This window comes from Acinetobacter sp. SwsAc4 (genome assembly GCF_013391535.1).
Classification (GTDB): Bacteria; Pseudomonadota; Gammaproteobacteria; order Pseudomonadales; family Moraxellaceae; genus Acinetobacter.
The window spans coordinates 17,564-39,018 of the sequence record NZ_JACAXC010000029.1; the positions used below are offsets into that span (position 1 = coordinate 17,564).

The 21,455-nt window shown below is 39.2% G+C and carries 18 protein-coding genes, 1 tRNA gene and 2 pseudogenes; 14 read left to right on the plus strand and 7 right to left on the minus strand.

Annotation, left to right across the window (positions count from 1 at the left end):
* Positions 1 to 7: 7 nt before the first annotated feature.
* The gene (gene ychF, locus HYG88_RS12485) at positions 8 to 1,099 is read right to left on the minus strand and encodes a redox-regulated ATPase YchF (protein ID WP_004661588.1); all 1,092 of its coding nucleotides are present in this window, start codon (positions 1,097 to 1,099) and stop codon (positions 8 to 10) included.
* A 207-nt stretch (positions 1,100 to 1,306) separates the two neighbouring features.
* Between ychF and HYG88_RS12490 the strand changes: the two genes are divergently transcribed.
* Positions 1,307 to 2,077 carry a glutathione S-transferase family protein gene (locus tag HYG88_RS12490; RefSeq protein ID WP_005160604.1) on the plus strand — a complete coding sequence of 257 codons (771 nt, stop codon included), beginning with the start codon at positions 1,307 to 1,309 and terminating at the stop codon, positions 2,075 to 2,077.
* A 456-nt stretch (positions 2,078 to 2,533) separates the two neighbouring features.
* The gene (locus tag HYG88_RS12495) at positions 2,534 to 3,004 is read left to right on the plus strand and encodes an Lrp/AsnC family transcriptional regulator (RefSeq protein ID WP_004661600.1); all 471 of its coding nucleotides are present in this window, start codon (positions 2,534 to 2,536) and stop codon (positions 3,002 to 3,004) included.
* Positions 3,005 to 3,047: 43 nt separating this feature from the next.
* On the opposite strand, the gene HYG88_RS12500 is transcribed toward HYG88_RS12495, so the two are convergent.
* Positions 3,048 to 3,797: a YebC/PmpR family DNA-binding transcriptional regulator gene (locus HYG88_RS12500; protein ID WP_005160602.1), complete on the minus strand. Its 750-nt coding sequence runs from the start codon at positions 3,795 to 3,797 to the stop codon at positions 3,048 to 3,050.
* A 142-nt stretch (positions 3,798 to 3,939) separates the two neighbouring features.
* Positions 3,940 to 4,497 (minus strand): 1-acyl-sn-glycerol-3-phosphate acyltransferase, encoded by a 558-nt coding sequence (locus tag HYG88_RS12505; protein ID WP_034602702.1) that lies wholly within the window; start codon positions 4,495 to 4,497, stop codon positions 3,940 to 3,942.
* 267 nt (positions 4,498 to 4,764) lie between these two features.
* Here HYG88_RS12505 and HYG88_RS12510 point away from each other — a divergent pair.
* The 3 genes from HYG88_RS12510 (at position 4,765) to HYG88_RS12520 (ending at position 9,059) form a co-directional block, all read left to right on the plus strand.
* A tRNA-Ile gene (locus tag HYG88_RS12510) sits at positions 4,765 to 4,841 on the plus strand.
* Positions 4,842 to 5,582: 741 nt separating this feature from the next.
* On the plus strand, positions 5,583 to 7,769 hold the full coding sequence (locus HYG88_RS15315) for an McrB family protein (RefSeq protein ID WP_005160599.1): 2,187 nt from the start codon (positions 5,583 to 5,585) through the stop codon (positions 7,767 to 7,769).
* Between the two features lie 12 nt (positions 7,770 to 7,781).
* Positions 7,782 to 9,059 carry an McrC family protein gene (locus HYG88_RS12520; protein ID WP_005160597.1) on the plus strand — a complete coding sequence of 426 codons (1,278 nt, stop codon included), beginning with the start codon at positions 7,782 to 7,784 and terminating at the stop codon, positions 9,057 to 9,059.
* Between the two features lie 122 nt (positions 9,060 to 9,181).
* On the opposite strand, the gene HYG88_RS12525 is transcribed toward HYG88_RS12520, so the two are convergent.
* Positions 9,182 to 10,018, minus strand: coding sequence for a competence protein CoiA family protein (locus tag HYG88_RS12525; protein WP_005160595.1), 837 nt, complete (start codon positions 10,016 to 10,018; stop codon positions 9,182 to 9,184).
* A gap of 2 nt (positions 10,019 to 10,020) precedes the next feature.
* Between HYG88_RS12525 and HYG88_RS12530 the strand changes: the two are divergent.
* A pseudogene (locus HYG88_RS12530) lies at positions 10,021 to 10,770 on the plus strand (substrate binding domain-containing protein); the annotation flags it as partial.
* Positions 10,771 to 10,784: 14 nt separating this feature from the next.
* Here HYG88_RS12530 and HYG88_RS12535 read toward each other — a convergent pair.
* Entirely contained in the window at positions 10,785 to 11,801 is a 1,017-nt protein-coding gene (locus HYG88_RS12535; RefSeq protein WP_005160578.1) for a zinc-dependent alcohol dehydrogenase family protein, read from the minus strand.
* On the minus strand, positions 11,791 to 12,786 hold the full coding sequence (locus HYG88_RS12540; RefSeq protein ID WP_005160565.1) for a zinc-dependent alcohol dehydrogenase family protein: 996 nt from the start codon (positions 12,784 to 12,786) through the stop codon (positions 11,791 to 11,793). The genes HYG88_RS12535 and HYG88_RS12540 overlap by 11 nt, the downstream gene beginning before the upstream one ends.
* 467 nt (positions 12,787 to 13,253) lie before the next feature.
* On the opposite strand from HYG88_RS12540, the gene HYG88_RS12545 reads away from it, so the two are divergent.
* From HYG88_RS12545 to HYG88_RS12570, 6 genes are all read left to right on the plus strand, one after another.
* On the plus strand, positions 13,254 to 13,529 hold the full coding sequence (locus HYG88_RS12545; protein ID WP_001133625.1) for a metal/formaldehyde-sensitive transcriptional repressor: 276 nt from the start codon (positions 13,254 to 13,256) through the stop codon (positions 13,527 to 13,529).
* Between the two features lie 21 nt (positions 13,530 to 13,550).
* Positions 13,551 to 14,663 (plus strand): S-(hydroxymethyl)glutathione dehydrogenase/class III alcohol dehydrogenase, encoded by a 1,113-nt coding sequence (locus HYG88_RS12550; RefSeq protein ID WP_004682263.1) that lies wholly within the window; start codon positions 13,551 to 13,553, stop codon positions 14,661 to 14,663.
* 228 nt (positions 14,664 to 14,891) lie between these two features.
* Positions 14,892 to 15,722, plus strand: coding sequence for an S-formylglutathione hydrolase (gene fghA / locus HYG88_RS12555; protein ID WP_005160561.1), 831 nt, complete (start codon positions 14,892 to 14,894; stop codon positions 15,720 to 15,722).
* Between the two features lie 330 nt (positions 15,723 to 16,052).
* The gene (locus HYG88_RS12560) at positions 16,053 to 16,355 is read left to right on the plus strand and encodes a putative quinol monooxygenase (protein ID WP_005160558.1); all 303 of its coding nucleotides are present in this window, start codon (positions 16,053 to 16,055) and stop codon (positions 16,353 to 16,355) included.
* A 596-nt stretch (positions 16,356 to 16,951) separates the two neighbouring features.
* Positions 16,952 to 18,109: an iron-containing alcohol dehydrogenase gene (locus HYG88_RS12565; protein WP_005160555.1), complete on the plus strand. Its 1,158-nt coding sequence runs from the start codon at positions 16,952 to 16,954 to the stop codon at positions 18,107 to 18,109.
* 85 nt (positions 18,110 to 18,194) lie between these two features.
* Positions 18,195 to 18,872 (plus strand): type 1 glutamine amidotransferase domain-containing protein, encoded by a 678-nt coding sequence (locus tag HYG88_RS12570; protein WP_004761253.1) that lies wholly within the window; start codon positions 18,195 to 18,197, stop codon positions 18,870 to 18,872.
* Positions 18,873 to 19,097: 225 nt separating this feature from the next.
* Here the strand turns inward: HYG88_RS12570 and HYG88_RS12575 are convergent, their stop codons facing one another.
* On the minus strand, positions 19,098 to 19,706 hold the full coding sequence (locus HYG88_RS12575; RefSeq protein ID WP_005160552.1) for a TetR/AcrR family transcriptional regulator: 609 nt from the start codon (positions 19,704 to 19,706) through the stop codon (positions 19,098 to 19,100).
* Positions 19,707 to 19,849: 143 nt separating this feature from the next.
* Between HYG88_RS12575 and HYG88_RS12580 the strand changes: the two genes are divergently transcribed.
* Positions 19,850 to 20,869, plus strand: a complete 1,020-nt coding sequence (locus HYG88_RS12580; protein WP_005160543.1) for an NADP-dependent oxidoreductase — start codon at positions 19,850 to 19,852, stop codon at positions 20,867 to 20,869.
* 15 nt (positions 20,870 to 20,884) lie between these two features.
* Positions 20,885 to 21,328 (plus strand): annotated as a pseudogene (locus HYG88_RS12585) (glutathione S-transferase); the annotation flags it as partial.
* Positions 21,329 to 21,455 lie beyond the last annotated feature (127 nt).

Genomic DNA, 21,455 nt, shown 5'->3' on the forward strand with positions numbered 1-21,455 from the left:
GAAATAATTACACGTTAAAACGGAAGTGTAATACATCGCCGTCTTGTACGACATAAGTTTTACCTTCTAAACGCCATTTACCTGCTTCTTTGGCACCGCTTTCACCGTTGTATTGAATGAAGTCATCATAAGCAACACATTCAGCACGGATAAAGCCTTTTTCGAAGTCGGTATGAATCACACCCGCTGCTTGTGGCGCAGTCGCACCGACTTTAACCGTCCAAGCGCGAACTTCTTGTACGCCCGCAGTGAAGTAAGTCTGTAAGCCAAGTAAGCTATAACCTGCACGAATCACCACGTTTAAGCCTGGTTCTTCCATACCCATCGCTTCCAAGAATTCAGCGCGATCTTCATCTTCTAATAATGAAATTTCAGCTTCGATTTGGTTGCAAAGGGGAACAACAATCGCATTTTCTTCAGCAGCCAGTTTTTTTACTGCATCAAGATGTGGGTTATTTTCAAAACCGTCTTCTGCCACGTTGGCAATGTACATAGTTGGTTTAAGCGTCATTAAACCGAAACCGCGTACCGCTTTACGTTCATCATCCGAAAGGTCAGCCGCACGTGCTGGTTTGCCTTCATCGAGTAAAGGTTGAATTTTTTCTAATGCTGCTTTAGTGGCAATCGCATCTTTATCGCCACCTTTTGCCGCTTTAGTTAAACGTAACAAAGCTTTTGCAACAGTATCAAGGTCAGCAAGCGCAAGTTCAGTATTGATGGTTGCGATGTCATCTAATGGGTCAATTTTACCATTTACGTGAATCACGTTTTCATCTTCAAAACAACGAACTACATGAGCAATGGCATCTGTTTCACGGATATTGGCAAGGAATTGGTTACCCAAGCCTTCACCTTTAGATGCACCAGCAACTAAACCTGCGATATCAACAAATTCCATCGTAGTTGGAATAACGCGTTGAGGTTTAACAATCGCTGTAAGTTTATCTAGGCGTGGATCTGGAACAGGGACAATGCCTGTATTCGGTTCAATGGTACAAAACGGAAAGTTTTCAGCTGCAATCGCTGCCTTTGTTAATGCATTGAACAATGTAGATTTACCTACGTTTGGCAGACCAACAATACCGCAATTAAAACCCATGAAACCACTCACAAATGTGTTATTTAAAAATTGCTGATGATTTTACATGAAAGCCATGACAAAGTCAGGTCATGGTTGTAATGAAAACTTGATCTTGCCCAAATTACAGGAGATAGGAAAAAAACGACATTGTAATCATTCATTTTTACTTCTAAAGTAGAGCAAACCTTAGGTTTGATCGAGTAGAAAAATAAATTTGGAGAGTTTATGCGGGTTTTATACCAATTTCCTTTGTCTCATTATTGTGAAAAAGCTCGCTGGTTGTTAGATCATAAGGAATTGGACTATGTGGCACATAATTTAATTCCTGGTTTTCACCGAGCATTTACCTATCTTAAATCTGGGCAATATCTATTGCCGATGTTGAAAGATGATAAACGCTGGGTTGCTGATTCAACACAAATCGCTTTATATCTTGATAGTAGTTATCCTGAACATGCATTATTGAGACGTGATGAACAGTTACGTGAGCAAGCTTTAGAAATTGATAAATTATCGGGTGAGCTGGGTGTGCATGTCCGACGTTGGTCATTGGCGCAAGCGTTATCTGTTGGCGATCATCCACTCGAAATTATGATGGGTGAGCAAGGCTATTTACGCCAGTTTGAAAAAATTTCTAAACCAATTTTAAAGAGTTTAGTTTCTTCAAACTATAAGTTAAATCCTCAGAAAGTCGCAAAATCTAAAGTGAGAATGACTGAGCTGATTACCGACCTCAATCAACGCTTGATTGATAATCAAGGGCGTTATTTGGTTGGCGATCGTCTAGGTTTAGCAGATATAGCAGTTTGTTCAATTCTTGCGCCGTTACTCGTGATTAAGGGTACGCCGTGGGAATTGGAAAATGATGATATTGAACAATTCACGGGTGAATTGAAGGAATATCATGACTATTTATTAGATTTACCGCTTGGACAATATGCACAGCGTATTTATGCGACTGAACGTAATGCACGGGTTGATTGGCGCGGTTTATAAGATTTGTTGATGAATAAAGCCCTGATTGAAAATAATCGGGGCTTTTTTATGCGAAAGAAAAGAGCAAAATAGTCAATAAAGTAAAAAATTATCGGTGAATAAAATTAATTATTAAAAGAAAATTCGTTATAAATAGAAAATATTAGAAATTATTGCCAAATTTACTTTAAAAAAACTAAAAAGAGGGAAATAATTATAAAAAGTCTTTGCTATCTTATGTTTCAGGGTGTGATGGGGATCGAAACGAGTTGTTCACTATTGGGAGATGAGTTGAACAGTTGCTCAAAAGGTCTTGTTTCGGCTTTGAGACAAAGATAAACCAAAAGTTTATCGGAATCATGTTTGCGTTATCCATGCAGCATCGTCAAAAGTTAAACGAATGTTTTCCCTTGACCCTTAAAAATTACTGAGTGAGCAGTTCCGATAGAAGCATAAATTCAGAGTGAGAACTGTAGAATGGAATTGGATCGTTTTGATAAACAAATTCTTGAAATTTTGACCCATGAAGATGTCAATCTAAATGAGCTTTCAGAGCGTATTAATCTTTCGGTGAGTTCGGTGCATCGACGCATTAAAAACCTGATTGAATCCCAAGTGATGGGACAGCTCAAACGAGAAATTAATTTTAATAAGCTCGGTTTTAGTTTACATATACTTTTACAGGTTTCTTTGAGCAAACATGACAGTGAAACCTTTGATAAATTTCTACAAGAAATTGAAGATATTCCTGAAGTCACCAATGCCTTTTTAGTGACAGGGCAGAGCGCCGATTTTATTTTGGAATTGGTGGCTCGTAATATGGATGACTATAGTGAAATTCTATTACGCCGTATTGGTAAAATTGACAGCGTCGTTGCGCTACATTCTAGTTTCGTGATCAAAGAATACAACGTATTTAACTGCTATAAACTGTTAAATAAGTTATAAAAAATGCATCTAAAAAGATGCATTTTTTACTGATCTGAATGAATTAAGCATCAAGTTGCGCTAATACATCTTCAGAGAATTCAACATTGGTATAAACGTTTTGAACATCATCAAGATCTTCAAGCATATCAATCATTTTCATGATTTGTTTGGCTTGATCAATATCATTGATTTCAGCTTTAGTTGATGGGCTCATCACAACTTCAGCATTATCAGATTTTAGACCTGCTGCTGTAAGTGCATCCTGAACATCACCAAAGCTCTCTGGACTGGTGATTACCAAGATACTATCTTCATCGATCTCGATATCATCAGCACCCGCTTCTAAAGCGACTTCCATGATTTTGTCTTCTAAAGAAACATCTTCAAAAGAAATTTCGCCACGTTTTGTGAACAGGTAAGCCACCGAACCGTTGGTTCCCAAGTTACCATTGGTTTTAGAAAAACAATGGCGAACATCTGGGACAGTACGGTTTAAGTTATCAGTCATGGTTTCAACGATAACTGCAACACCACCAACACCATAACCTTCATAGGTTACTTCTTTTAAATCATCATTATCTTCGCCACCAGCACCACGTTGGATCGCACGGTTGATGGTGTCACGTGTCATATTCACAGAAAGTGCTTTTTCAACAACTGCACGTAAACGAGGGTTACTCGCTGCATCTGGGCCGCCCAATCTGGAAGCGGTTACGATTTCACGGATATATTTGGTAAAAACTTTACCGCGACTTGCATCTTGTTTAGCTTTACGATGCTTAATATTGGCCCATTTAGAATGACCCGCCATGGAAGTAACTCCAAAAAATTAAAACTCAAAAAAGTGCGTGAATATTAGCATAGCGATAGTTTTCTTGAAAACCACCGCATTAAGCATTCAAAATTTAAATTCCTGATCATGTATTAAAGATTGATCAGAAAGAATGCAAAAATTAGTTAATCTTTACGTCAATATCGTATTCAGCATAAAGAGCTTTGATTTGTTCCAAATCTTTTTGTAAATCTGTAGGATAAATTTTTCCTAAAATCCCACCTTGTTTTGTACGTGCATTGGCATACATCAAAATAATAGGTACGTTGGCTGCTTTAGCAATATGCCAAAATCCTGTACGAATTGGTTTGCGATCTTCACCATTTTTTGCGCGTGTTGCCTCTGGAGCTATGACTAAATTAAAGCGCTCATTACGCTTAAATAAGTCGACCATTTGCGTCACTATGTCTTTATTTGCTTTACGATCAACAGGAATGCCACCTAGCTTTTCTAAAATAGGTTTAAGAGGACCTTTGAAGAGTTCCTTTTTAATCAATGTATGAACTTTAAGTTCTAAGATTTCAAACAAAGCGAGTGAAAGAATAGTGTCTAGATTTGATGTATGTTTAAATCCAATAATTACTTGTTTCTGTTCCAAAATTGCGGGATCAACTTGATATGTCCAGCCTGCTGCCTTAAAGATTGATTTTCCTAAAAATTTTTTCATGTTTATCATCATAGGCTTTGAGTCGCAGCAGTGTAATACGACTTTTTAGGAAAGCACATATCCGACAAGACCAGATCAAAATAAATTTAGATGTCTTATTAATGATCAAAATAGTGCAATATCATCTTTACTCAAGCTGTAAAGATCATATAGAATCAGCTCAGTTTATGATTTTTAACACTATTTTAGTAATTTGATAAAATCATCTGCTTGTAATTTAAGTTAAATTTAACTAACATCAAGTCGCATTTTTCATATCAAATATATGATTAAAGTTTAGGGCCTATAGCTCAGTTGGTTAGAGCAGCGGACTCATAATCCGTTGGTCGACAGTTCAAGTCTGTCTGGGCCCACCATATAAATCAACCACTTACGTGTACTAATCGTAAGTGGTTTTTTTGTTTTTAGATTCTGGTAAGCAAATGGTAAGCAGATAAAATCAACTTAAACAAACAGTTTCTTTGTATAGTTCTACTAGGTTTTGATCTGTGCTTGGAATGAAGTCTTGAAGTCTTGAAGTTTGGAGTGAACACGGAAATCTGCTTCAGCTTTTGTAGATATCTCTTGGCTTTGTTGCACAAAGATTTCATAACTATATGATTTTAAGAGTTTTGATTATTTTTTGATCCAAAATTAAATTTATTTAAATCAGATGCTTACATATTTGTGCAACAAAGCCGTTGTTCAAACAAGTGGGACCACCTCTGGTCCTTTCGTACGACCTCAACTAAAAAGCCAATGTCTACGAAAAACTTTTAAGGCGATGGATGAGTCGTAACACCATGGCCTTTAAATATGATCGTGTGGGAAATGATTTTTATGTATATGTAGAGAATAATTTTAATGATTAATACCGCTAAAATAGCGGATAATTTAATGCAGATACTTATTTGTCAGTTTGAGTAGATGTGGATGGTGTGAAATTGAAATATAGGGAAGTTGTAAGTGTATTTATGTCGTATATACAAAAAAATGAGAGAGCATTCTTGATTAAAAGAAAGTAAAGCTTGGGTAGCCTTGCTAAGACTGGGCGGAAGTTAAAACCGAGTGAAATCATTTATTAAAGCGTAAAGAAATAGATTTTGAGTATGGGGGAAATGATGAATTTTTGGGTTGCTGGTGCTGATTGGGATGGTGAAGATAAAACACCTGAGTTTATTGAAAAAGGCATTTGGCAGAATGGCTATACAGATAAATATCTGGATCGCGTAAATGCTATTCAAGCAGGGGATCGAATTGCAATAAAAGCAATTTATGGCCAAAAATATAATATGCCGTTTAATAATTACGGTTGTCTTGTAAGCTGCATGAAAGTCAAAGCCATTGGTACCGTAAAGAAAAACTTAAATGATGGACGCACCTTAGAAGTCGAATGGGAGCAACAATTTGAACCTGAAAAAATAATTTACTTTTATACTTATCGTCAAACAATCACCCGTATAAAAAGAAAAGATGTCCAAGACTGTATCTTTTCAGGCCATACTCAGGATTTAACTGAACTTGAAAACCTCTATAAAAAACGATCAGAGAGTAGAAAAGAAAAGCTAACGGATGAATTTATTCTAAAGCAGTTTAAAAATGTTCCGAATTTTAATCACATTGAACAAAATACTGAGCATCGAAAGCTTTTTCTAGAGTTGGCAAGATATATCCATGAAACACCTATGGATTGGTGGGTTGCACCTTCAGAGCGGCCTCCGGTTAGATTCGGTACAAACAATAAATTCAATGGGCGAAATAGTACAGTGAGCTATGTGGCTGCTGTTGGTTTCGATCAAGATGGCACATTCTATATTCCAAATGAAAATGAATCAGAGTTTTCAATAGATGAGTTAGGAACAATTCGATTAACGGCCTCCAAATTAGAAGAACTCAAAAGCATGTCCTTGAACAAAATGGAAACTGATCGAGATCCTTTTGTGGGTTATTGGCCGGAAAACTATAACATTATTGATATAATAGAGACTAACATGAATCCATCAGAACAGATAAAACAGCCCCTAAACCGTATTTTATTTGGTGCAGCGGGTACAGGTAAAACTTACCATACGATTAACCATGCCTTATCCATTATTGAAAACAAACCTCTCGAAATTTTAGAACAAGAAGATCGCACGGCGCAAAAATTACGTTTTGATCAGTACAAAGAACAAGGTCAAATTAAGTTTGTCACTTTCCATCAAAGTTTTAGTTATGAAGATTTTGTGGAAGGGATTCGTGCTGAAACGGATGATAATGGGCAGTTAAGCTATGATGTAAAAGCAGGCGTATTTAAAGAGATTTGTGAAGATGCCCAAATAGAAATTGATGCTAAGCAAAATAATGTATCAGCACCGATTGAAGCAAGCATCAATAGTGCGATTGATCAACTCATTACTCAGGCTAAAACAGAGGAAATGATTTTTCATACTAAACGTGGTGCGGAAATTAAAGTATCAAGTAATTCAGCAGGCACGTTATTCGCTCTTACATCTACAGGAAGTAATATCACTTTATCTATTAGGCATATTCGTAACTATTTGAAGACACAAAGTGACATTATTGTTGATCAAAAAAGTTATGAATGGGCTATCGCTAATTCATTACGTTCAGAAGTTGAATATGCAAAGTCTATTGAAAAGGTAAAACCTTATGTACTCATCATTGATGAAATTAACCGAGGTAACATTTCCCGTATCTTTGGTGAATTGATTACGCTAATTGAAGATTCAAAACGCCAAGGCGCAGACGATGCATTGTCGGTGACACTTCCATATTCTAAAGATGACTTCTCTGTACCTGATAATGTTTACATTATTGGTACCATGAATTCGTCTGACAGATCTTTAACAGGTTTAGATATTGCCTTGCGCCGTCGCTTTACTTTTATCGAAATGCCACCAAAGCCTGAGTTTCTAACTGGCGTTGAGGTTATGGGTTTGGATATTAGAAAGTTATTAGAAGTCATCAATCAGCGTATTGAGGTGTTATTAGACCGAGATCACTGTATTGGGCATGCCAACTTTATGACTTTGCAGAAAGATCCATCTCTTACTAACTTAGCGCAAATATTTAAGCAAAAAATCATTCCTCAGCTTCAAGAGTATTTCTTTGATGATTGGTCTAAGATCAATATGGTGCTCAATGCAAATGGCATGCTGCGATCGAATGGTATAGATAAATCAGTATTATTCCCAAATGTAGCACATGAATCGGAGAGCTATTTTGAGGAGCAGAAAACATGGGAAGTCGTCGATGATGTATTTAATTCAATAGAGAGCTTTACTAAGATTATTAAGCACTAATTGGGGATCGTGATGCCTGATTTTACCGTCCGAGAATATGCCTTCATTAGCATTGCTTATGAAGGCTGTCCTGATCCAACTTTAGACCATGCTTATATATCTGGGAAAGCATTTGAGCATCTATGTGGGCTCTCAGCATCATTTTCAAAGCACGGTGCGAAAGTATTTGAGTTGGCAGGGCGAAAAAAGCTTAAGCTTGATCAATATGTGGGAGTGATAGAAACCCCATGTGGTACACGGATTGAAATCCTCCCTAAACATGTGGAGCTTAATGGCACTGATGATCAAGATATTATTCAGCAAGAACGTAAACTGCTTCAGAAAATGCTGAGTGTTTCACTACATTTACCATATAGAGAAGCAGGAAGTGCCAATTTAAACCGCTTTAAACAACCTTTGCATGAATGGATTATGACGCAGTTCCTTGCGTCGTTTGAGCGTTTGGTACAACGTGGTTTACGTTTTGATTATAACCGTGTGCAAGAGGAACAAAATTTTTTACGTGGACAATTACAGCATGTGAAATATATGCGTCAGCCACTTACAAAGAAACATATCTTTCCGATTGAGCATGATGTTTATGAGGTGAATCGACCTGAAAATAGATTGATACGTACAGCCTTAGAAGTGGTGTGTAAAAAGAGCAAAGACGCAAGTAATTGGAAATTGGCGCAAGAGCTGAGACTCATGACCAATGAGATCCCTCGAAGCCAAAAGATTAAGCAGGATTTTAGACAATGGCAGTCAGGACGTTTACTCGCTTTGTATGCTGAGATTAAACCTTGGACGGAGTTAATCTTAGGTGAATATATGCCTGTATCTACTCAGGGGGAGTGGCGTGGCATGAGTTTACTCTTCCCAATGGAGAAGCTATTTGAGCACTATGTTGCTTATCATCTACGCCGTAACTTACCTGAATATACTGTGAAGACACAGTATGCGACGGAGCATATTTGTCAGCATCAAGAACGTCGTATTTTTAAGCTTAAGCCTGATATTTTCATTGAATGTCTGAATGCAAAACCGATTGTGATGGATACCAAGTGGAAGTTGATTGATCAAAGTGATCGAGCTGGGCGTTATGGTTTGAAAGATAGTGATATTCAGCAAATGTTTGCTTATAGCCACTATTACCTCAAGCATGACAGTGATGTTGTACTTGTCTATCCATATCGGAAGGACAAGTTCACGCAGCCATTGGATGACTTTAAGTTTAGGCTTCCCTCTAGTGCAAAACTACGTGTAGTACCTTTCAATGTAGATGATCCAAAAAACTTCAAAATTATTTAGTCTTTTATCTTGTGAGGTCAGTCACATATTTGTGACTAAAATCTACTTTTTAGCTAGATCAGTCCCAGTTTAGGTATTTTTCGTTTGGCAGAAATAGGCAAGTATTTATGGGTAATGTAGTTTTATTCATTAAGTTCTTTTAGTCTTTGTAAAACCTGTTCCGAAAATGGTAGCCAATAGTTCCAAGATTTATATTTAGGATTATAGGAGCCAATCCCTTCACGTTTCCATTCTTTGAGCATTGCAATGATTTCAGGGTTATATGCGCTATTCACTGAAACCATACCACTCGCAAAATGGCGAACATTAAGATGCATCCCTTTCACTTTAAATTTATAGTCCTGCCAATTCGGACTGGTGTTCTGTAGTTCAGACGTTACGGGTAGAGTGGTTGTGACTTTGTAGGAAGTAGATGTTATTTGTTGCCCAGTGGATTGTTTTTGAGGAAATGGGTAAATCCATTTTCTATTGTCCAGGTTCTCGAGGATTTGCTGTGTGGCTTCTGTACTTGGAATTGCAATATCACTGTTAAGAAGTGGTGATAAATCGATTTCAATACATTTTGATTTAAATGCCTCAATGCGTTTTAGTTTTTCAGCATCAATAAAATGAGTGACTGCGATCTCAATTAAAATAGGTTCGCCATCAAAATAACCAATAAGGTCAGGGCGAATTAAACCGAGAGAAAATTCAGGTAATAATTTTTCGAAGGTCCACCATGCAGCTTCACTATCTGAATCAGGTAGGGCAGGAAGCATAAGTCCCATAGATTCAAGAATAACTTCTTTGGCATATTTATGGAGTACAGATTCAGGGTTAATCGTACAGCTTTCTTTATTGCTTGCGTGGGCAAAATGATGTTCTTTAATTTCCCCTTTACGAGCGATCACAGCTTCACCACATTCAAAGCAAGTGCATTGGCATGCGAGTCCACGTTCAACCTGCTCAATATTAACCAATTTACAGAAGTACGCGACAAATTAAAATTACCGCTGATGGTGAGCGTCTGGCAAAGCAAGCACGTCTTGCGGTGGAATCGATCGATGCTTTGCTTGTAAAAGACACCAAGGAAAAACGAGATGAAATGCGTGGGACTGTCCGTCTTACTGTGTCGTCTGTCTTAGGGCGTAAATTGGTAATACCTGCACTAGCAGAATTTGCCACACGTTATCCAGATATTGTCGTGGATTGTGTGCTCACAGATTCACACTCGGATGTGATCGATGAGCGGATAGATATCGGGATCAGATTTGGATTTTTGCCGGACAATCGATATGTGGCAAGGGAATTAGCGAAAGTGAACTTTTATTCTGTGGGTACGCCAGAGTTAATTGATAAGGTAGGAATGCCTAAAAAAATTATTGACCTAGATAAATACCCTCTAACAGCACTAGTCGATCATAAAACAGGGCGTTACTGGCCATGGACATTCACCGAAAGTCGAAGCTTCACGCCATCAAAGCCCCGTTTTATTACAGATGATCTAGAAGCTGAATTTCAAGCTATTCTCGCTGGCGTTGGATTCGGACACATGCCTGGATTTCTAGTTTTGCCGTGGCTTAGGAGTGGTAAGCTCATTCAGATACTTCATGAGGAAACCTCTCCTGTTTGGCGCCTGTATTTATATCGTCCACAGCGGGGCCCGACACCTTTGCGAATCCGAGCATTGTTTGATTACTTAGTGGAAGTGCTGGGCCATATAGAAACCTGAATCAGATAAGACCATCATGTATCTAGAGTAACTACAATTTTTCCTATTTGCTGATTTGATTCAAGATAGCGCTGAGCGTCATGCATGTCCTCAAAGTTAAAGCAACAGTCGATCACTGGACGAAGATATCCTGCACCTATACTGCTAAGAATAAATCGTCTGGCTTGCTCCCTTAAAACAGGGTCATGGAGAACCTCAAGGAACAAAAAACCTCGCATGGTTAAGCTCTTGCGTAATGCAACTTTAAGGGGAAATGGTGTGATCTCAGGGCTAAGTGCACCATGCATAACCATAGTTCCTCCTACAGACATCGCTTTTGCAATCTGTTCAATATGTGGCCCTCCTACAGCATCGAAGGCGACATCAAGATGTTCTCCACCTAAACGTAAAACAAGCGCCTCATACAAATCTGGTTCATCTTCAGTGGCTATAACATTTTTAACACCGAGATCCAGTAAACGTTGCTTTTTCTCTATCGTCTGTGTACTTGCAATGACCTTAGCACCCGCTGCTTCAGCTATCTGTATCGCAGCTAGTCCTACGCTACTTGAAGCTGCTGTGATCAAGATCGTTTTTCCTTTCGAAAGTCCACCAGCATGGATTACACCACCCCAAGCCGTCAAATACTGCATCCAGATTGAAGAAGCTTCTTGCCAGCTTAAACTATCGGGTTTGTGAACTAAAAAATTTTCTGGAATCAGAAGCTTGTCCGCATATGTCCCATATTTAGCTAGATTGTCAGTCGGAAGAATTGATACTGCATCTCCTGGAGAAAATTGGCGTACACCTTCACCTATCGCAAGAACTATGCCTGCTCCCTCATATCCCAGACGAGAAGGGAATACTGCCTTTTGAATATAAGTACCACGCCGAAACATTACATCAGCCCGGTTGAGTCCGATCGTTTTCATCTGGATTAGAACTTCTCCTGCTGCTGGTAAAGCAACAGGAAGTGTTTCTAATGTCAGAACATCTGTATCTCCAATACTATTGAAGCGCCAAGTCTTGGCCTGAAGTGCGTTAAATGACATCAATCACGACCTTAATATTGGCAGAGCGATCTTGAACAGCATCATGAGCCTCAATCGCTTGGTCTAGAGTAAAATGACGAGGATCAACAATAGGACGCAGTTTACCTTCCTCAACGAGACGAGTCGCGATCTTAAGGATATCACCATGATGAGCACGACGATTGCCTGTTAACATCGGCATTAGGACGAATACGCCAGACAGTGTGGCACACCGTAGAGATGAACTCGCTAAATTATGATTACCAAATGCAGCACAGCTGGTAATGTGGCCATAGTGAGTTGTCATGGAAAGTGAAGCATCGAGTACTGGACCACCCACAGTGTCGTAAACAATGTTAAAACCTTGACCCTCAGGGCTTGCAGCAATAATGTCATCGGAAGATGCTGTTGTGTAATCGAGAGGTGTTGCACCGAGTTCTGAAATCAGTGATTGATCAGCTGTACGACCAGTCGCCCAAACATTTGCATCAAGTGCTTTTGCAAGCTGAACCACCATATAACCAACGCCACCAGCACCACCTTGAACCAGTACAGTTTGCCCTGGTTGGACTTTCGCATTATCCACTAAACCTTCCCAAGCGGTGAGGAACGTCAATGGTAGTACTGCTGCCTCGCGCATAGAGATATTGCGTGGCTTTAATGCGATCAGATCAGCATCTGCTACAACATATTCTGCTAAAGATCCTTGAAGACCACGAACGCCACCAATCAGACCGTAAACTTCATCTCCGACGTTGAAGTCGGTGACACCTTCACCAACAGCAGTGACAACCCCAGCCATATCTGTTCCCAACACGGCAGGAAGCTCTGGCATAGCATATGGTGCTTCACCAAGACGAATTTTATAATCAATAGGGTTTACACCACTCGCATGAATACGTACTAGAACTTGCCCAGCCTCAGGTTGAGGTATAGGGAGTTCTACACGTTTAAATTCATGATCACCAAAATTTTCTAGGATAAGAGCATTCATCATCTTATTCATAGTTGTTCCTTATTCTTAACTGGGGGATGATATGCACAGTACCAAAGTCAAATAATCCAATAAATGATATTTATAGGATTTTATAATTCCTAAATAATGAATAATAAATATCATCTGCTCACTAAAAATATTCTAGTACAGTCTGTAAAGGCAGTTTAATCTAAACTGTCTGTAGTATTTTCAAGGCTTGAAATGTTCAAAATATCTACAAAGTGGCTAAAAGTTGGAAACATAATTCTAAAAGGTCCCAGCATTACAAAGAACATGAGCCAAAATAAAAATGGGAGCTAAAAGCCCCATTTTTTTTGTGACTTTCGCATAAGCTCTATGATGTTAATTTAAAAAAACTAAAAACAGGGATAGAAAATTTACGCTAAAGATCTTTTTGATTTTCGATTTATAAAAAATATTGCTTTTTTTATACTATGGGGTACTATAGTATAAAAGCTAGCAAATAAGGAGGTCTGATGCCTAATCAGGTTGAAGACAAAAAAAAGATTCTTCTACGCGTCAGAAGGATCAAAGGTCAGACGCAAGCGATTGAAAAAGCGTTAGAAGACAATGTGGAATGTGGTGCAATTCTGCAACAAATATGCTCTGTGCGTGGTGCTATTAATGGTTTAATGAATGAAATGCTGGAGGTTCATTTAAAGGACACTTTAGTATCAGGTGAAACCACAGAACAACAACGAAAAGAAGAACTGGCTGAAATCGCCAAGATTCTAAAATCATATTTAAAATAGAGCTGTATAAGGAGTTATTCCATGAAGTCACGTGCTGCTGTTGCGTTTGGTCCTGGTCAACCTCTTCAAATTGTTGAAGTTGATGTTGCACCACCGAAGAAGGGTGAAGTATTAATCAAGATCTCCCATACTGGTGTGTGTCATACAGACGCATTTACTTTGTCTGGCGATGATCCTGAAGGCGTTTTTCCGGCTATTCTCGGGCATGAAGGTGCTGGTGTTGTCGTTGAGGTGGGTGAAGGCGTGACTAGCGTCAAACCAGGTGATCATGTAATTCCACTTTACACCGCTGAATGTGGCGAGTGCCTATTCTGTAAATCTGGAAAATCGAACTTGTGTATTTCCGTTCGCGAAACTCAAGGTAGAGGCGTAATGCCAGATGGCACCACTCGTTTTTCTTACAATGGTCAACCGATTTACCACTATATGGGCTGCTCAACGTTCAGTGAATATACGGTAGTGGCAGAAGTATCATTGGCTAAAATCAATCCTGAAGCCAATCACGAACATGTCTGCTTACTGGGTTGTGGGGTAACAACGGGTATCGGTGCAGTACATAACACGGCTAAAGTACAAGAAGGTGATAGTGTTGCGGTCTTTGGTTTAGGTGGTATTGGTCTGGCAGTCGTACAAGCCGCACGTCAAGCTAAAGCAGGGCGTATTATTGTGGTTGACATGAATCCAGATAAATTTGCGCTGGCAAAAGAATTTGGTGCAACGGATTTCTTAAACCCTAAAGACTACGATAAACCAATCCAGCAAGTCATTGTCGAAATGACTGGTTGGGGTGTAGATCATTCATTTGAATGTATTGGTAACGTGAATGTGATGCGTGCAGCCCTTGAAAGTGCACACCGTGGCTGGGGACAATCCGTAATTATTGGTGTAGCTGGCGCAGGTCAAGAAATCTCTACTCGTCCATTCCAACTGGTTACTGGTCGTAAATGGCTAGGTTCTGCCTTTGGTGGCGTAAAAGGTCGTACGCAACTTCCAGGAATGGTTGAAGATGCCATGAAAGGTAAAATTCAATTAGAACCATTTGTGACACATACGATGGGCTTGGATCAGATCAATGAAGCCTTTGATCTAATGCATGAAGGTAAGTCAATTCGTACTGTAATTCATTACGAATAATTCCGTCAGACCTTATAGTTTTCCATGCATGTGCATCATGAATGACATGCATGGAATCCTCTAAAACGGTACATCATCTGTAAAACAGATTTATCTGTGTAGGCATCGTGTATAGGTTCAATAAACCTGCCTACATTTTAAATCTTTATCACTATTCTCTGTGGAGAATGTAAGACTCTTTGTTTACTTGATTTCTCATGAAGTCTTGCTCAACATAGGTAATTGATTATGGAAATAATTGAGAAACATGCTTCTTTTGGTGGATCGCAAGAAGTGTATCGCCATCAGTCAACAGCATTAAACTGTTCAATGAAATTCTCAATATATCTGCCACCTCATGACAAAGATGAACGGTTGCCAGTTTTATATTGGTTATCAGGGCTGACTTGCAACGAACAGAACTTTATTACTAAAGCCGGAGCACAAAAGTATGCGGCTGAACATAAAGTCATTATTGTTGCACCAGATACCAGCCCACGTGGAGAGGATGTACCAGATCATGCAGATTATGATTTAGGCCAAGGCGCAGGATTCTATGTGAATGCAACACAAGCACCCTGGTCACAGCATTTCAAAATGTATGATTATATTGTGGAGGAGCTCAGAAATCTGATTGACCTAAATTTTCCGACCAATCAAGTCCAAAGTATTATGGGGCATAGCATGGGTGGTCATGGTGCATTAGTCATTGGGTTAAAAAATCCTGAGCTGTATAAAAGTATTTCTGCTTTTGCACCGATTGTTGCACCTAGCCAAGTACCTTGGGGGAAAAAGGCTTTCACACACTACCTAGGTGAAACCGAAACTTTATGGAAAAGCTATGATGCGATTGAATTAATCAAAAACGCTGAAGTTCATTTACCTATTTTAGTCGATCAGGGAACAGCTGATGATTTTCTTGAAGAACAGTTAAGACCTAAGCTTCTTAGTAATATTTGTTTGGAACAACAATATCCTCTTACACTTAACCTAAGAGAAGGGTATGACCATAGCTATTACTTCATTGCGAGCTTTATAGAGAAACATATAGAGTTTCACAGTAAATTCCTAGCTAAATAACTTTGATATGAGGATGTACAATGTTGTTCTTAAATGCTTCTTGAGCAATATAACTTCCAAATGAAGAGGTCAGCTTATAAATATAAGGTAGAGTCAATTGATCCTTATATAACTAAGATTGAATTTAATCATCTCATATCTTAATTGTACTGATTCAAATGTTAATGATATTAACTTGAATAAATTCATAGCATTATGTCGAAATGCACATCTAAATTTTGGCTCTGCTATGGAAAATTGTTTTAACCTTTGTACAACAAAACTTTCTGACATGCATACATTAGCAATATCAGAATCGTTTTAATTCTAATCAATTGTGGAGTTTTAGTCATGCTTAAAACAGCTTTATATGTCCGTCTTGAAGCTAAACCAGGTAAAGAAGACGAAGTGGAAGCTTTCCTTAAAGGCGGTTTACCAATTGTCATGGAAGAACCTGCGACAGTTGCCTGGTTTGGCCTACGTCTTGGACCTACAACATTTGGTATTTTTGATGCATTCCCTGATGAGGAAGGTCGCCAAGCACATTTATCTGGCAAGGTTGCAGCTGCGTTGATGGCTCAGGCCGAAGAGCTATTTTCAGAGCCACCGTCAATTGAAAAAGTAGATGTTTTGGCGAGTAAACTACCAGCTTAAACCGACGCTTAAATGTATGAGTGTGCTGCCTGAAATTTTGAATGAAAGGCAGCACTTCAACCCTGTGAGGTTTGTCAGAGGCTTTTTATTCAAGTTGGGCTACTTTATTTAATGGCTTAATCTCACCATTTACTTGGGTCAATATCCAAAACAGGGTAAATAAACGAATATAACTATTTACATGCTTTATATTGAACCAATCTATCTAATTTACTGTCACATTTGTACCTCTGCTAAACCGTGTCAATCTGCTTTTAAAATATTTAATCATCGCTATTTTGTATGAGCCATTCACTGTTTTAGCCAGTGCGTTCACGACCATGTCAGTAGTCATACGTGTTGATACCTTCCATCCAACAATCGCTCGTGAAAATACATCAATAATAAAAGTGGTATAGAACAAGCCTGAATGTGTTTAACCATCACTAAAGTCGCCAAGCTGAAATAATTTTAAAAAAATAGACGACTGGTCTATTTTTGTGTATAGTTAGCACATGGTGCAGTCAAAGCCGCAGTGTTGTCCAATTTTTTAAAGTTTATTTGATGAATAACGGTGGTTTTTCAAATCAATTAACTGATCATCCTAGGATAAAAATATGCTGAATTTTAACTTTTATAATCCGACCCGCATTATTTTTGGTGGCGATACAATAGCTAAAATCAATGACTATGTACCTACAGAAGCAAAAGTATTAATGTTGTTTGGCGGTGAAAGTGCACGTAAGAATGGTACTTTAGCTGAGGTGCGTGAAGCATTAGGTGCAAGAGAAATTCATGAATTTGGCGGAATTGAGCCGAATCCGAGTTATGAAACCCTCATGAAAGCTGTAGAGCTGATTCGAGAACAAAAGATTGATTTCTTGATGGCTGTCGGTGGTGGATCGGTAATTGATGGTACTAAATTTATTGCAGCAGCAGTAAATTATACAGGGGATGCATGGGAGATTTTAGAAACCCATGGTACTAAAATTACTCAAGCTTTGCCTTTTGCGAGTGTACTTACCCTTCCGGCAACTGGTTCAGAAATGAATAGCGGTGGGGTGGTCACCAGAAAATCGACCCAAGCCAAATTTTCATTTAGCAGCCCCTATGTTTTTCCGCAATTTTCCGTACTGGATCCGAATAAAACTTTTAGCTTGCCGAAGCGCCAGTTAGCAAATGGCGTGGTCGATGCATTTGTTCATGTCATGGAACAGTACTTAACTTACCCTGTCAATGCACAAGTACAAGATCGTTTTGCCGAAGGTCTATTGCAAACTCTGATTGAGATTGGACCGAAAATCTTGGAAGATTCAGCAGATTATGACACGCGTGCGAATTTGATGTGGGCTGCTAGCATGGCACTGAATGGGCTAATTGGAGCTGGTGTACCACAAGATTGGTCAACCCATTTGATTGGCCATGAGCTCACGGCTTTACATGGTATTGATCATGCTCGTACCTTGGCCATTGTGTTGCCTGCCAATCTACAAGTGCGTCGTCAAGAGAAGCGAGAAAAATTACTACAGTATGCAGCTCGTGTCTGGCAGATTGTCGAAGGTGATGAAGAACAACGTATTGATACTGTTATTGCTCGTACTCGAGCCTTCTTTGAGCAACTTGGATTGCCGACCCGTCTTAGCGATTATGGACTGGGGGAGACAGATATTGAGATCATCATTACACAACTTAAATCACACAATCTTACACAGCTAGGCGAACATAAAAATGTTTCATTAGAGATCAGTCGCCAAATTCTCGAGGCGAGCATCTAAATAAGCGTATCTGTCATGGTCACGCTACACGACAAGTGATCATGCAACAATGCTCCTCAATCCTGAAAATTATCGGAGAAATAACATGAAAATTTTAATCGTTTTAACCTCACATGATCAACTTGGCAATACTGGTAAGAAAACAGGTTTCTGGCTAGAAGAACTTGCTGCACCGTATTACACCTTTATTGACTCTGGTGCTGAAGTTACGCTGGCGTCACCTCAAGGTGGGCAGCCACCACTAGATCCGAAAAGTAATTTGGCCGATGCGCAAACTGAAACCACTCATCGTTTTGAAGCTGATCCAACTGCAATGCAAGCATTGGCACAGACGCATAAACTTAGCGAAATCTCTGTCGCTGATTATGATGCAGTGTTTTATCCAGGCGGGCATGGCCCATTGTGGGATTTAGCAGAAGATCCGATTTCAATTTCTCTGATTGAACAGGCGATTCAGTCTGGCAAACCTGTTGCAGCAGTGTGTCACGCCCCAGGTGTTCTTCGTCATGTGAAAGCGAGTAATGGAGCGCCTTTAGTGAGCGGTAAATTAGTGACGGGTTTCACCAATACTGAGGAGGCTGCTGTAGGTTTGACTGAAATTGTACCATTTTTAGTCGAAGACATGCTTAAAGAAAACGGCGGTCATTATTCTAAAGTAGATGATTGGCAAGTATATGTTCAAGTAGATGGCTTGCTGGTTACTGGACAAAATCCAGCCTCTTCTGCTGCAACCGCTACAGCATTACTTCAATTGTTGAAATAAAGAGTAGCGAGTGTCTGTTGTGGTGTTTAGCAGTGAATAAACTTCTGACACTGTGCAACTGGCGCAATAAGAAAAATAACCCTCACTTAATGGTGTAGGGCCTGAGTGAATAGCTTTCCTTCCTTCCTTTCTTTTTCTATATACAGGAAGGAAGGTTATTTTTTTAGGGGCTTAGGAAGTTACCATACTTTGTAATATGTTTAACTTCCTAAGCCCCTTTAATTTTTATGAATCTTCACTTTTTAATAGAAATTTAGTTGCTCTCAGAGCTTGATGTAATGGTGTTTTATCTTTTTGCAACTTACTCAGTAATGCTGCACCTAACCACATTTGGTAAAGTACTTGTGCCAACGTCGAGGCCTCAGTATCTGCTTGGATAGACTGATCCTGTTTTCCCAAATCAATTAAACCAGCAATACGTTGGATTACATCATCAACGCCAGCGGACATAATGGAGCGCATATCTTCGGATAGATCGGCAACTTCTGCGGCAAGTTTCACAATTAAACAGCTATCCGCCCAACCACACTGTGTTTCAGGATCTTCTATCCATAAATTAAAATACTCAATCAGCTTTTGATAAGGGGATTTATCGCTACGCCATACATCATTTAAACGGACTTGGTAATTATCCACATAATGCTGTACCAATTCACATCCGAAAGCTTCCTTGGATTGGAAATAATGATAAAACGAGCCTTTAGGGATCTCACAGCTCTGTAAAATTTCCTGTAATCCTACGCCAGTAAAACCTTTATGCAAAATCAGGTCTGAACTGGTGTTAAGAATGTGTAAGCGCTTCGCTTCAGACTTTTTAATAGGAGTAGGCTTCATATTAATTATTTACTCTATTGTAAAAAATAGACCAGTCGTATTGTTTTTTATTATAACTCATCTACAATGGGTGTAAAGAAATTTTAATCATAATTTTTGATTGTGAAGAGAAATACTTCTAAATAAAACATGGAGTTATATGTGTGAAAACAGTTATTAATCAACGCATCGTTTTAGCTAAACGGCCAGTGGGTGAGCCAAAACACAGCGATTTTCGTATTGAACAAGTTGAACTCAATGAACTTAAACAAGGCGAGATATTGTTAAAAACCATTTATTTGTCACTCGATCCTTATATGCGTGGTCGTATGAGTGATGCTCCTTCATATGCAGCACCGGTTGAAATTGGTGAAGTGATGGTCGGTGGAACAGTCAGTCAAGTGGTGGCCTCTAAAAACCCAAAATTCAAAGAAGGCGAGTGGGTTCTTTCAGGAAATGGCTGGCAGGGCTACGCAATTTCTGATGGGACTGCCTGTCAAAGCTTAGGTATGCAACCCGAACATCCATCTTGGGCATTGGGTATTTTGGGGATGCCTGGCTTTACTGCTTATATGGGGTTGTTGGACATTGGTCAGCCTAAAGCCGGTGAAACTTTAGTCGTTGCAGCTGCAACGGGACCTGTTGGTGCTACGGTTGGACAAATTGGCAAACTTAAAGGTTGTCGCGTGGTTGGCGTCGCAGGTGGGGCTGAAAAATGCCATTATGCAGTAGAAGAACTCGGCTTCGATGCTTGTATCAATCATCATGATGAAAATTTTGCAGAACAATTACAACAAGCAGTTCCCAACGGTATTGATATTTATTATGAGAATGTAGGGGGTAAAGTGTTTGATGCGGTATGGCCATTGCTTAACTCTGCGGCACGTGTACCGGTGTGTGGTGTGGTTTCCCAGTATAACGCTACCGAGCAAGCACAAGGGCTAGACCGTTTACCGGGCTTTATTTCCACCCTTTTAAAAAAGCGTATTCGCATGCAAGGCTTTATTATTTTTGATGATTATGGCAGTCAGTATCCGGAATTCTATCAGCAAATGTCTGAATGGTTGAAAGACGGAAAAATCAAATATAAAGAGCATATGGTGCAAGGTTTAGATAACACGATCAATGCTTTCAATGGTATGTTGAAAGGCGAAAACTTTGGCAAAGTCGTTGTAAAGATTTAAAAAATAGGAATTATCATGATTACACTACATCATTTAGATCAATCACGTTCTTTTCGTATCTTGTGGTTACTTGAAGAAATCAAGCAGCCCTATGAGCTGAAATGCTATTATCGTGACTCACGCACGCATTTGGCCCCTGACTCTTTAAAAACCATCCATCCTTTAGGGAAATCTCCAGTATTGGAATGGGATGGCAAAGTTATTGCAGAGTCAGGCGCAATCGTTGAGTTATTAATTCAGCAACTTGCGCCGCATTTAGCACCAGATATGGATGAACCTACCTATGTCGATTATCTACAGTGGATTCATTTCTCAGAAAGCTCTGCCATGCTGCCATTTTTGTTAAAAACGTTTAATGCGATAGAAACCAAGCAGGGTACGAAGTTGGTATTTCTAGAAAATTATACTCAAGTTGAGTTCGATAAAGTATTTAGCTATTTAAATGAATATTTAAAAGATTAGGACTTACGCATTGACGGATTCAAAAAAGTATTAAAATAGTTTATAAAGTATCTGTGATCAGACGAACTAAACATGCTTCTACAGCAACTTGTACATTACCCATTTATATGGGCTTTCTCATGAC

Bases quoted from the DNA above. Each gene is read 5' to 3' on its own strand.
- ychF (WP_004661588.1), bottom strand. From the start codon at position 1,099: ATGGGTTTTAATTGCGGTATTGTTGGTCTGCCAAACGTAGGTAAATCT.
- HYG88_RS12490 (WP_005160604.1), top strand. From the start codon at position 1,307: ATGCGGGTTTTATACCAATTTCCTTTGTCTCATTATTGTGAAAAAGCT.
- HYG88_RS12495 (WP_004661600.1), top strand. From the start codon at position 2,534: ATGGAATTGGATCGTTTTGATAAACAAATTCTTGAAATTTTGACCCAT.
- HYG88_RS12500 (WP_005160602.1), bottom strand. From the start codon at position 3,797: ATGGCGGGTCATTCTAAATGGGCCAATATTAAGCATCGTAAAGCTAAA.
- HYG88_RS12505 (WP_034602702.1), bottom strand. From the start codon at position 4,497: ATGATGATAAACATGAAAAAATTTTTAGGAAAATCAATCTTTAAGGCA.
- HYG88_RS15315 (WP_005160599.1), top strand. From the start codon at position 5,583: ATGATGAATTTTTGGGTTGCTGGTGCTGATTGGGATGGTGAAGATAAA.
- HYG88_RS12520 (WP_005160597.1), top strand. From the start codon at position 7,782: ATGCCTGATTTTACCGTCCGAGAATATGCCTTCATTAGCATTGCTTAT.
- HYG88_RS12535 (WP_005160578.1), bottom strand. From the start codon at position 11,801: ATGTCATTTAACGCACTTCAGGCCAAGACTTGGCGCTTCAATAGTATT.
- HYG88_RS12540 (WP_005160565.1), bottom strand. From the start codon at position 12,786: ATGAATAAGATGATGAATGCTCTTATCCTAGAAAATTTTGGTGATCAT.
- HYG88_RS12545 (WP_001133625.1), top strand. From the start codon at position 13,254: ATGCCTAATCAGGTTGAAGACAAAAAAAAGATTCTTCTACGCGTCAGA.
- HYG88_RS12550 (WP_004682263.1), top strand. From the start codon at position 13,551: ATGAAGTCACGTGCTGCTGTTGCGTTTGGTCCTGGTCAACCTCTTCAA.
- fghA (WP_005160561.1), top strand. From the start codon at position 14,892: ATGGAAATAATTGAGAAACATGCTTCTTTTGGTGGATCGCAAGAAGTG.
- HYG88_RS12560 (WP_005160558.1), top strand. From the start codon at position 16,053: ATGCTTAAAACAGCTTTATATGTCCGTCTTGAAGCTAAACCAGGTAAA.
- HYG88_RS12565 (WP_005160555.1), top strand. From the start codon at position 16,952: ATGCTGAATTTTAACTTTTATAATCCGACCCGCATTATTTTTGGTGGC.
- HYG88_RS12570 (WP_004761253.1), top strand. From the start codon at position 18,195: ATGAAAATTTTAATCGTTTTAACCTCACATGATCAACTTGGCAATACT.
- HYG88_RS12575 (WP_005160552.1), bottom strand. From the start codon at position 19,706: ATGAAGCCTACTCCTATTAAAAAGTCTGAAGCGAAGCGCTTACACATT.